An 11,790-nucleotide genomic window follows, 5' to 3' on the forward strand; every position below is an offset into this window, starting at 1 on the left:
CTATTAATAAATAATGCCAATCTTGCTTAATCACAAGGGACTTTGCGAAACTTTACCTTTTTCTGACTTTAGAGTATCAGTCATATTCGGCGCGGTTAGCCATTATCTGTCGGAGGAAAAGAGATCCGATTCCCTTCACCAGTTAGTATGGATATGTCGCTCGGCTTTCCTTCGGCATCCAGCTTTAATTCACCGATGGCACTCTGATTCACTAAACGATAATAACGTTGTGAGTCTGGTGAACGTTTGGTGATTTTTAGTCGCTTTCGCTTTGTAAACCAGTTGAGCACAGAGCGCGGACTGTAGAGCAGCCTATCCATGCCATCGCAAAATTTGAGTAGGGTGGCAGGGAATTGATTCTTTATTCCGCTACAGGTTATCTGGTAAATGTTCGGGCTCGACTTCCTAAAACGAAGCTTAATGTCATAGGCAAAAGAGTAGTGAACATCACCAGAGAGAATGACGAAATTGGTTGGTGTTTTTGTATGAGTAAATATACTCAGCAGAGTATTGGCGCTGCCGGGGTGAGCCATCCAGTTTTCAGCATCAATCACAAGTGGTTGCCCGATATTGGTCATGCCTTTTTGTAGTGCTTCGATGAACTTCACGCCAAACATAGGCGCAGCAGAGACTAATATCACGGCTGGCTGGTGCATGAGTTCATGTTGCATTTCAATGAGCGCTTCCCAATCCATTAAACCTGATGGTTTATTCATTCGAGATTCTGATCGCCAACGACGAGTTCTGGTATCTAACACGACCATCTTAGGCTGAGTGTCGATGGTATAATGCCATTGTTCAAAACGATCTAAATAGTAAATGAAGTCATCTTGAGATTGGTCATTTGGTTGATTGAAAAAACGGTGAGCGTGGGCCATAAAATCCGTCGAAAACTTTTCAGGAGCATTTCCCCAGCCTTGGCATAACCAATAGCTGATAAGCCCATTACCGATAATCCGTTTTGATAGAGGATTTGATTGAGCGGCATGTTCCCAACCGACGGTTAAATTCCAATCGTCAGTAATATCATGATCGTCAAAAATCATATAAGTGGGAATATGTGCCAATAAACGCTGTACTTGGCCCAGCCCTGAGACGAAATTATCAATATGCTTTGTTTCATCTCGCCACACTTGCTGCCACTTAGGGGATAATTGCTGGCCACCTTGAGTGAAATTAGCGTTTAGAAACCTATCCCTGTCAACGTGCTGCCATAAGGTTGGAGACCAAACCAATAGATACATGGCGAAAAATTCAGAGAAGGTGATGAGATGGTTTTCACATTCAGTCGAGCTGAAAATTGGGATCCCTTTGTGAGGAAAAAACTTCGCAAGTAAGCCATCTTCTTTAATGTAATGAGGAAGTATGGCATCACGATGGTAAAAATTTTCAGCACAGGAATAGAGTGATTGGCTGTCTGGCACCATGTCGCATGCTAGGTTTTCGTCAGGCAATCCAAGTAAACCAATTACTTGCTGAATGGCATCTAGCATCGGCCCTGCAACATGATCCGCGTAGATCTGGTCACCACTCATCATAAGAAGCGAAGGGCGATCTTCAATGCTTTGAGTCGCTACTTTTGAATTCGCAGCGACTAAACTGTCTCGACTAAAATGGTGAGGGTTACGGCAAGAGCCATGTAATACATAATCGGCTTTGCTATTAATGCTGAAAGAGACCCGAGATTCATTCGGGTACAACAGTGTTGGACAGGTATGACTTAAAGATCCATTTTGAGTGATTAGGTCATACTCTAAAGCGGTATCCGTTGGGAAATGACCTTTGACGTGTGCGAGGACAACCCATGCTTTCGAACCAATTTGGATCTGGCTTTCAGTACTGACATGAGCAGAGTAAAAAGGAGTAGAGTTCTCTGGGTAATATAGATTGAATTTTCCAATCAGTGGCTGAGTGGTAACAAGCCATAAAGTGATCTCAGAGGGTGTCGTTTTGCGTAAAATCGGCCCTGCAATAATGAAAGGTAGTGTCGATGTCTTGCTTGGCAAACAGAACTCCTAAATGAAAATGGTGGTGTCGAATACTCAAACCTAGGTACTAATGACTGCCATACTAACCAGTGACGTTCTAGCTATTGGCGTACTAGCTATTAGCGTACTAGCCATTGTCATGCGTTAAGTTGTTATCGGGATCTTCAAGGATTTCGATTACATCGGAACTAGAAAGTTCATGTCCCATTAAAAATAAAGCGAGCATGGCGTCTGCTTTTGTTTTGGTGTCACTAGATTCATCCAGTAATTGTTCGAATCGACTGCGTAGCATATTGATTTCATGTTCAACAAACCCACGGCCTTCTTCATCTCCCTGCGTCTCTTCTGGAGCATTATCAAACTCTAAAAATAACAAACTCTCATTTAACTGAGTATTAATGAGCCTTTCTGGTAGCCACTCTTCCCCCATAACGATATCAGGGTCGTGACCTTCAGGAAGTGATTCGATGATTTTTTTTAATTCAGAAGCTTTCACATTTCTTACATCTGATGGACAATATTCTTTATTGTAACGGTGAAACGTACTGAATCATAAGCAAACATTGTATAAATCGGTAATAATTGAAGGATCATTACGAATTCTGCTGTTTGTTCGAGGGTTTAAAAGAATAATGCATAAACAATATCAATGTAGAGCCCTAACCGCGCTCTTAGCGATGGTGGTTTCTTGCCCATCTTTGGGTACAGAAGAACAAGAGTGGGGAATTGCGGCGATGTATCGCACGACCAGTATCCCATTCGATACAGCGGGAGGCGACCAGACCGTCAGCACCTTTGTTCCTATGATGTTTTTCGAGAATGAGTACGTCTTTGTCGATGGTATTGAGGGCGGGGTATTTCTTTATAATAGTGAAGAATCTGATTGGCGGGTGAGTGCGTTAACTCGTATGCGTTTTATCGATATCCCACAATCGGCACAAAATGCCAATGAGGGCGACACCGCTGACTTCGGTGTGCAACTCCAATATAAAATTGATGACACTTGGTCTTTTGATAGCGAATTGATGACCGATGATGACTTGCATTTCCACAGCAATTTTCGCTTAAACGGTCAGTACGAATTTGGCGATTGGGAGCTATCTCCTAGAGCGACGATTCGTTATAAAGATGCTGATTTCAACAGTCAGTACTATGCATTTAAGGATGTGACTGGTGAAAGTATCGGCGCTGGAATTGATGTCAATCTAGGTATTGATATTCGATATCATGTGATCTCAAATTTATATCTACTCGGTTCTACCAGTGTCACACGCTTTGATGACAACGCTTTCAATTCATCGATTATTGAAGACCGCTATCAAGGTGAGTTCTATCTAGGTTTTGGACTATTTAACGACAAAACCGCACCGAAAAACCCGGAATTGAGCAATAAGCCTTATTTACGAGTCGCGCATGGTTGGGCAACGCCATCGAATATCGGCGACATAATGAAGCTGAATAGCGAGAAAGATAAATATAATAACCAACTGACTTCAGTCTTTTATGGTCACCCGTTGACCGATGAAGTGTTTGGCGTGCCAATTGATATCTATTTCACACCTGGTATCGCGCATCACTGGTCGTCGAAGGTTCAGTCTGGTAGTACGGAATACATCGCCGCAATAAAAGCGTTCTACACGTTTGATTGGCCTATTAAGTGGCGTTTTGGTGTTGCTGAGGGCTTATCTTACATCGACAGCATAACCTATATCGAACAGACCGAGATGGATGAGAAAGGGTATACCGCGAGTCATCTATTGAACTATTTAGACTTCTCATTTGATATTAATGTTGGAGACGCAGTGAACCAGTCCGATCTAGAAAATGTTTGGTTTGGGTATTCTCTGCACCATCGTTCCGCCATCTTTGAAAATGCCTCTCAATTTGGGCGAATTAAAGGCGGAAGCAACTACAATACCATTTACATTCAATATGAATTCTAGCTATTTTTTTGACGTTTAATCTTATAAAAAAGCGTGAATGCTCAATACATTCGCGCTTTTTTGGGTTTGTAACTGGATTAATTTGGAGCTGAAGGGCTATCGTATGATTGTTTATAGTTTGGCTGTGATATAATTTTGCCAGTTTTTAGTTAGTAGATATAGGACACGCTTTGACCTCGTCACAGCCCAAAGCAGAAAAAAATCCTTCTGCATCAAATAGCCCGTCAGCATCCACCAATAACGCAACATCATTACGCAAAGCATTGAGCGAATGTATGATGCGCGATCGCTTCCGATTAGGTAAGCGAATCTCTGGCGCGAGTAGAATCAAGAACGAAAAATCCAAACATGCGGTATTTGATGAGATTGCATTAGATATCGCCAAATCAATGATGGTGGCGCAAAGCCGTATTTCTCATCAGCCAACCATTGAATACCCAGAAATTCTTCCTGTTAGTCAAAAACGTGATGACATTGCCAAAGCGATTGCTGAGAACCAAGTGGTGATCATTGCAGGTGAAACAGGTTCTGGTAAAACAACCCAAATTCCAAAGATATGTAGTGAGCTTGGTCGTGGTAAATATGGCTTGATTGGTCATACGCAGCCGCGTCGTTTAGCGGCACGCTCGGTTGCCAACCGCATTGCTGAAGAGATGGAATGCCAACTGGGTGAATTTGTTGGTTATAAAGTCCGATTTAACGACCAGATTTCAGATAACACTCAAATCAAATTGATGACTGACGGTATCTTGCTGGCCGAGATCCAACATGACCGTTATTTAAATCAATACGACACCATTATTATCGATGAAGCGCACGAACGCAGCTTGAACATCGATTTCATCATGGGTTACTTGAAAGAGTTATTGCCTCGTCGTCCTGATCTAAAAATTATCATTACATCAGCAACCATCGACCCTGAACGTTTTTCCAATCACTTCAATAAAGCGCCGATCATTGAAGTATCAGGTCGAACTTACCCTGTAGACACGCGTTATCGTCCATTGGGTGGTGAAGAGAGCAGCGATCAAGATCGTGACCAAATGGAAGGCATCTTTGAAGCGGTTGATGAACTTTGTGATGAAGGTTTAGGTGATATCCTAATTTTCATGAACGGCGAACGTGAAATTCGTGATACGGCAGACGCATTAAACAAACGTAACTTACGTGATACGGAAATTGTGCCGTTGTATGCTCGTTTGTCTGCTGGTGAGCAGAATAAGATTTTCCAATCTCATGTTGGTCGTCGAATCGTACTCGCAACCAACGTGGCAGAAACGTCACTCACCGTTCCGGGCATTCGCTATGTAATTGACCCTGGTACTGCACGTATTAGTCGTTACAGTTATCGAACCAAAGTTCAGCGCCTACCAATCGAAGCGATTTCTCAAGCGAGTGCTAACCAGCGTAAAGGTCGTTGTGGTCGTGTAGCGGAAGGTATTTGTATTCGTCTCTATTCAGAAGATGATTTCTTGTCTCGCCCTGAGTTTACCGATCCTGAAATATTAAGAACGAACTTAGCGTCAGTTATCTTACAAATGACCGCGCTGGGTCTAGGTGATATTCAAGCCTTCCCATTTGTTGAAGCGCCCGATCAGCGAAATATTCAAGATGGTGTCAAACTTCTTGAAGAGCTAGGCGCGATCAAAGCAGCAGTCAAGAAAGGGACTTCAGATCCTAAGAAACAGTTAACACCAATTGGTCGTCAACTGGCTAAATTGCCAATCGATCCGCGTTTAGCACGAATGGTGATTGAAGCACCAAAGTATGGCTGTCTGAAAGAAGTGATGATTATTGTATCGGCATTATCGATTCAAGATCCTCGCGAACGTCCATCAGAGAAAAAACAAGCGTCAGATGAAAAACATAAACGCTTCTTTGATGAAGACTCGGATTTCATTACTTTTGTGAATCTTTGGGAACATATTAAAACCCAGCAAAAAGAGCTTTCAAGTAATCAATTCCGCAACCAATGTAAAAAAGATTACCTGAACTATTTACGTATTCGTGAGTGGCAAGATGTCTATTTTCAAATTCATCAAGCGATGCGTGAAATGGACACTAAGCTAAATAGTGAACCGGGTAGTTATCAAAATATCCATACCGCTTTGTTGGTGGGTCTGCTTTCTCATATTGGTATGAAAGATCAAGAGAAAAATGAATACCAAGGTGCGCGCAATGCTCGCTTTCACATCTTCCCTGCGTCTGGTTTGTTTAAAAAGCAGCCTAAATGGATTGTCTCTGCTGAATTAGTGGAAACGTCCAAGTTGTGGGGACGGATTATTGCCAAAATCCAACCAGAATGGCTGGAGTCGATTGCTCAACACTTGATAAAACGCAGTTACAGCGAACCGCACTGGTCTAAAAAGCAAGCTGCGGTTATGGCTCATGAAAAAGTGATGCTTTATGGGATCCCAATCGTTCCGAAGCGTCAGGTTAATTATGGCCCTATCGATCCGGTAGTCAGCCGCGAGATCTTTGTTCGAAGTGCGCTGGTGGAAGGAGAGTGGGAAACGAAACACGCTTTCTTTAAACAGAACCGTAAACTGCTGCTTGAAGTTGAAGAGTTAGAACATAAATCTCGTCGTCGCGATATTTTGATTGATGACGATGAGCTGTTTGATTTCTACGATCAGCGAGTCAGTACTGAAGTGGTGTCTGGACGTCATTTTGATAGTTGGTGGAAAAAAGCGAGTAAAGATAACCGCGAACTGCTTAATTTTGAAAAAGAGATGCTGTTCCGTGGCGATGCCAGTCATGTTACTGATTTGGATTATCCTAATTTTTGGCATCAAGATGGATTAAAGCTGAAATTAAGCTACCAATTTGAACCCGGCGACGATACCGATGGGGTAACCGTTCACGTACCACTGCCGATTTTGAACCAAGTGAGTCAAGCTGGGTTTGATTGGCAGATCCCGGGTTTACGTCATGAATTGGTGGTGAGCTTAATTAAGTCACTACCTAAAACGCTACGCCGTAACTTTGTGCCTGCACCTAACTATGCGGATGCATTTCTTTCACGCGTGACGCCAATGGAAGCACCACTTCTTGATTCTATGGAAAAAGAACTTCGTCGCATGACGGGAGTAGAAGTACTACGGGAAGATTGGAAGTTAGAGCAGATCCCTGAACACTTGAAGGTGACATTCCGTGCAGTCGACCATCGCAAGCGTAAGCTAAAAGAGAATAAAGACCTGCATGAACTCAAAGAGAGCCTGAAAGATAAAGTTCAACAGACTCTTTCACAAGTTGCAGATGATGATATCGAGCAGCAAGGTTTGCATACTTGGAGTTTTGGTGAACTGCCAAAAGTATACAAACAAAAACGTGGCGGCTTTGATGTTAAAGCTTTCCCGGCGTTGGTTGATACTAAAGACAGTGTTGAAATAAAACTGTTTGAGACAGAAGAAGAGCAGATCAGTGCAATGAGAGCGGGGCAACGTCGCCTTATTTTGCTGAATGTTCCATCGCCGATTAAGTATCTGCATTCGAATCTGCCTAACAAATCGAAACTTGGCTTGTACTTCAACCCGTATGGAAAAGTACTTGATCTGATTGATGACTGTATTGCTTGTGGCATTGATAAGTTAATTGAAGAGAAAGGTGGCATCGTTTGGGAGCCAACTCAGTTTGAACAACTAAAAGAACATGTTCGAGCGGAACTTGGCGATACCGTTGTTGCAGTCGCTGAACAGGTTGAGACGATTTTAACGACCGCGTTTAGTATTAATAAAAAGCTGAAAGGACGTGTTGATTTCACGATGGCATTTGCGCTTTCTGATGTAAAAGCTCAAGTAGAAAGCCTCATCTTTAAAGGTTTTGCTACCGAATGTGGTTGGAAGCGTCTCCCGGATATTCTTCGTTATATGAGAGCGATAGAGCGACGAATGGAAAAATTGCCAATCGATCCGAATAAAGATCGTTTGCATATGCTCAAAATTGAATCGATCACTAATGACTACAAAGAGTTGTTGAATAAGATTCCGAAAGGGATTGCTGTGCCAGATAATGTAAAAGAAGTGCGTTGGATGATCGAAGAACTTCGTGTAAGTTATTTTGCACAACAGTTAGGAACCCCATATCCGGTTTCAGATAAACGAATTAAAAATGCGATTGATGCCTGTTAGGTATAGATATTGCATACTATAAGTTAATAACAATTTATTGGCAGTTAGGTGGCAAAATGTCGCCATTTAAATTAACTGCCATGTTAAATGAGAAGGTTAAACATGAAAAAGACACTATTAGCTCTAGCTTTGATCGGTGCATCTACGTCAGTAATGGCTGATTCTTGGTTGTACGGTGGCGTTTCTGGTGGTCAATCTGACTTTGATGGTGAAAGCGATACTGCTTACGGTGTCCATGTTGGCACTGGTTTTCTTCCAATCATTGGTATTGAAGCTGGTTTGTGGAACTTAGGCTCTTTCGATAGCGTGTCATACGATGGCGCAGACCGTAAAAATGTCGATGCGACAACGGCTTACATTGCTGTTAAACCAAGTATTGATCTTGGTCCTTTGCATATCTACGCGAAAGGTGGTCTACATTCATACGAACTTAAAGGTGATTCAAGCTTTAGTGAAGATGATGTTGATATCATGTATGGAGTTGGTGCTGAATACTTTGTATTTGGTCCTCTTTCAGTTGGCGCTAGCTACCAAAACTTTAAAATGAAGCATGACAATATCGGTTCATTCACTGTTAATGCAACACTGCACTTTTTATAAGTCCTGATTTGCTTCAAATTGAATTAAAACGCCAGCAAGTATGCTGGCGTTTTTTATAAGCATAACTAAGGAACTAATTAGCTGACTAGTTGATGTATTGTCTCGCTTGTTGTTCAAGCTCTTGAAACTCTTTGCATTTTGAAACGGAACTGTGCTGATCGCAGATTGACAGTAAGTCTTCAATAAAGAAACCTAATGCTCTTAATTCAATGTTAAAAATACCCTGTTGCAGAGGTAGCGGTAAGTACCCATAAACAGACGCTGCGCCGAAATCCCCAAATATCATGTCTGCTGAGTCATTGACCAAAACGTTATGGGCGTACAAATCACCATGACAAACTTTGTTGCGGTGTAGGTGGTGAAAAACATCTGTCATTTGAGTGACGGTTTTAGAAATTTCTTCAATCGAAAGAGAAAGCCCATCTTCAAACGTATCGCGAGTGCAAGATTGTAAGCTAGGCGGTAGACCCAAATTGAAGAAACTATTCGGAATCAACTCCATAACTAAAGCCAAGCCTGCTGGTTCAGATATTTGAGCCAGTGATTTGATGAGATTATTGTGTGTTCCTGCCTGTAGACACGCTTGCAATTCATCTTCTGGGTAGCCATCGCTGGTTATTTCCCCTTTAAATACTTTCACTGCAACTTCTTCGGGCAGATCAAGGGAGGTATTTTTCCAATCAGCATGAGAAATAACGCCAGACGCACCTTGCCCTAAGACTTGATTGAGTTGCAGATCCTCAAAGGAGACATGAGGAACGGTTTCGAACTCTTTTTCTCGTTGGCAAAAAGGGTTTCCAGAAAATGCAATCCAAGCGAGACGCGGAAGTTCGAGTAGTTGTTTAGGAAACTCGGCTAGTGCATTTGCGGATAAACGGATCAACTCTAATGCGTTCAATTGATTCACAGATTTTGGCAACGAGGTCAGTTGATTTCCAGCCAAAGCGAGTTTTTGAAGTCTCGGTTTATTACCTAGGCTATCAGGCAATTCAGCGATCTTGTTATCCGTTAATATTAACCAACGAAGTGTTTCTGGTAGGGAGTTTGAAGGAACATGGCTGATTTGATTCGCTTTAAATCCGACCATTTCAAGCTTTGGGCATTGGCCTAATACTTCTGGAAGCTCAGTAAACAGGTTATTAGAAGCGAAGATAATTCGTAGATTTTTGAGTTGAGATAGCTCATTTGGCAACTGTCTCAGTTGATTATTGGAGAGATCTAATATTTCCAATGTTTCAGCTAATTCAAGGATCTCTATTGGGAACTCTTTTAACTCTTCCGATAATTGGAGGCGGGTAATCCCTTGTAGTTGTCCCTTTCTAAGCTGTTCTAACGTTTGCAAACCGTTTTCCTATATGACCTGTATAATGAAATCGTATTCTACTTGGTATGTAGGGTATTGGCTCTTTTTTTTCTTTATGCTAATTTAATTAATAGCAGTACCGCTGGATGGGTACTGTGTAAAGATACAGTGTTTATTATTGACTAACTAACCGTTACTTCTATACTGTTTATATAAACAGTTAGCTTGGAGGTGCAGTATGTTGTGGGATACATTAGACCGTGTAAATCGTTTACGCCAAGAAGCATTGGCTAATCCAGAGTTTGTTGATTCAGCTAAAGAGCATGAACTTGCACTTGAGGAAGAACAACAAAGTGTCGAAACTAAACCTAAGCGTCGGTATAGAGTGAGAAAACCTAAAGCTCTATCTGATATTTATGATCATGTTGAATTTGCCTCTAACCCAACAGGCATTCAACACTAAGTATGCTCAATACACACCATCGACATTGTTACTTCTAGAGCCACATTGCGTGGCTCTTATCATTTATCGAGTCAAATCCGCTTCACGATTTTTGGAAGCCGCTCTCTTATGAATTCTCACCAATCTCATTTTCCAAAAAAAAGCCCCAGTGATTCACCAGGGCTTGTTATTGTCATTTAAATTAAAGTGTTAGAAGGTAGTTAACTAACTGGTTGTACTCTTCGAAACTCTTAATATTGTCAGGCTTTACGATATATTTGTTGTTAACTAGTACCCCTGGAACTCCTGTTAGCGTACTTGCCTCAAATTGTTTGTCGAAACGCTTCTGCATTGAATTTACGGCAAAGCTATTGTAAGCAGCATCATATTTTTCAGCATCAATACCGTAGTCAATGAAGATCTGACGCAGAGCAACTTCATCTTTTGGTGCTTGGCGGAGTTCATGAATCTGTTTAAACATAGCCGCAACCATCTTGTCTTCGACACCCAGAGCAATCATTGTTGCGTAGGATTTCGCCATTGGAACCGCCATTTTGCTGCCCATGAAAGCGACATGCACTTTTTCAAATTTGGCTTCGGTAGGCATTGAAGATTTTAGCTGTTCAATAACGCCTTCGAATTTGTAGCAATGCGGACAGTAAAATGAGAAAAACTCCGTTACTTTTGGATTCGTGGCTTTTTCGACATCAAGAACTTGGTAGTGCGTGCCTTCAGAAAATTGTGCAGCTTGGATAGAGATGCTCATAAATAGAGCGGCAACAAGAGTGAATATTTTATTCATGTGTATTATTTCCATACAAAATTAAATAGATCTCAACCTGTAGTGCTGAGAGATGTTGTTTGTTTGACGTTAGAAATTACACAATTGGAGGGCGATAAACAGAGTTCGCTATGAGTACGGCTTTCTTACTTAACTCGTTGGGAATTAACGCCAAAGAGTGACTACGAGGTGATAAATCTGAATTGGTTCGATAATTTGGTATTTTAATAAGACATATTGAACCACAGCAGTGATGCTCTAAGGTTGAATCACTGATTTTATCGTGTTCAGGACAGTTCGATGCTGAAATGAAACTTGAATATGATTTGTCTAATGAGTTTGAAAAATGGATGGTTTCAGAGTTCGCAAGTGCAGTGCTAAACATGCTTGAGGTCAACATTGCCACTAAGGCTAATGTTGTAATCCAAATTGTATGTATTAGCTTTGGCATGAGAGTTCTTTATATCCAGTGAAAGGTAATTATACATAATAAAACCACGACTCCACATCCTATATGAAAAACTGTTAACTTGAATGCTGACAGGGATAAGAGAGTACGCTAAATTCTATGTTATAAGTGTGGTTGCAATGAAATAAGGTGGA

Annotated in this window: 9 protein-coding genes; 4 read left to right on the plus strand and 5 right to left on the minus strand. The window is 41.5% G+C overall.

Features of this window, described 5'->3' with window-relative positions:
- Window positions 1-95 precede the first annotated feature (95 nt).
- Window positions 96-2,006 carry an alkaline phosphatase D family protein gene (locus FCV43_RS01860; protein WP_136993842.1) on the minus strand — a complete coding sequence of 637 codons (1,911 nt, stop codon included), beginning with the start codon at window positions 2,004-2,006 and terminating at the stop codon, window positions 96-98.
- 109 nt (window positions 2,007-2,115) lie between these two features.
- Entirely contained in the window at window positions 2,116-2,484 is a 369-nt protein-coding gene (locus tag FCV43_RS01865; protein ID WP_136993843.1) for a hypothetical protein, read from the minus strand.
- Window positions 2,485-2,665: 181 nt separating this feature from the next.
- Between FCV43_RS01865 and FCV43_RS01870 the strand changes: the two genes are divergently transcribed.
- The 3 genes from FCV43_RS01870 (at window position 2,666) to FCV43_RS01880 (ending at window position 8,661) form a co-directional block, all read left to right on the plus strand.
- Window positions 2,666-3,931, plus strand: a complete 1,266-nt coding sequence (locus tag FCV43_RS01870) for a MipA/OmpV family protein (protein ID WP_240697110.1) — start codon at window positions 2,666-2,668, stop codon at window positions 3,929-3,931.
- Between the two features lie 170 nt (window positions 3,932-4,101).
- Entirely contained in the window at window positions 4,102-8,061 is a 3,960-nt protein-coding gene (hrpA, locus tag FCV43_RS01875) for an ATP-dependent RNA helicase HrpA (RefSeq protein WP_136993845.1), read from the plus strand.
- Between the two features lie 102 nt (window positions 8,062-8,163).
- Window positions 8,164-8,661, plus strand: coding sequence for a porin family protein (locus FCV43_RS01880; protein ID WP_017052746.1), 498 nt, complete (start codon window positions 8,164-8,166; stop codon window positions 8,659-8,661).
- 85 nt (window positions 8,662-8,746) lie between these two features.
- Here the strand turns inward: FCV43_RS01880 and FCV43_RS01885 are convergent, their stop codons facing one another.
- Complete coding sequence (locus FCV43_RS01885) at window positions 8,747-10,003, minus strand: leucine-rich repeat-containing protein kinase family protein (RefSeq protein WP_136993846.1); 1,257 nt, start codon at window positions 10,001-10,003, stop codon at window positions 8,747-8,749.
- 199 nt (window positions 10,004-10,202) lie between these two features.
- On the opposite strand from FCV43_RS01885, the gene FCV43_RS01890 reads away from it, so the two are divergent.
- The gene (locus FCV43_RS01890; protein ID WP_017052744.1) at window positions 10,203-10,427 is read left to right on the plus strand and encodes a hypothetical protein; all 225 of its coding nucleotides are present in this window, start codon (window positions 10,203-10,205) and stop codon (window positions 10,425-10,427) included.
- A 181-nt stretch (window positions 10,428-10,608) separates the two neighbouring features.
- Here FCV43_RS01890 and FCV43_RS01895 read toward each other — a convergent pair whose 3' ends face one another.
- Entirely contained in the window at window positions 10,609-11,208 is a 600-nt protein-coding gene (locus FCV43_RS01895; protein WP_017052743.1) for a thiol:disulfide interchange protein DsbA/DsbL, read from the minus strand.
- A 76-nt stretch (window positions 11,209-11,284) separates the two neighbouring features.
- A complete protein-coding gene (locus FCV43_RS01900) occupies window positions 11,285-11,638 on the minus strand; it encodes a hypothetical protein (RefSeq protein ID WP_136993847.1) in 354 nt (117 codons plus the stop codon).
- Between the last annotated feature and the right edge of the window lie 152 nt (window positions 11,639-11,790).

Source organism: Vibrio genomosp. F6, from assembly GCF_005146325.1.
GTDB classification, from domain to species: domain Bacteria; phylum Pseudomonadota; class Gammaproteobacteria; order Enterobacterales; family Vibrionaceae; genus Vibrio; species Vibrio cortegadensis.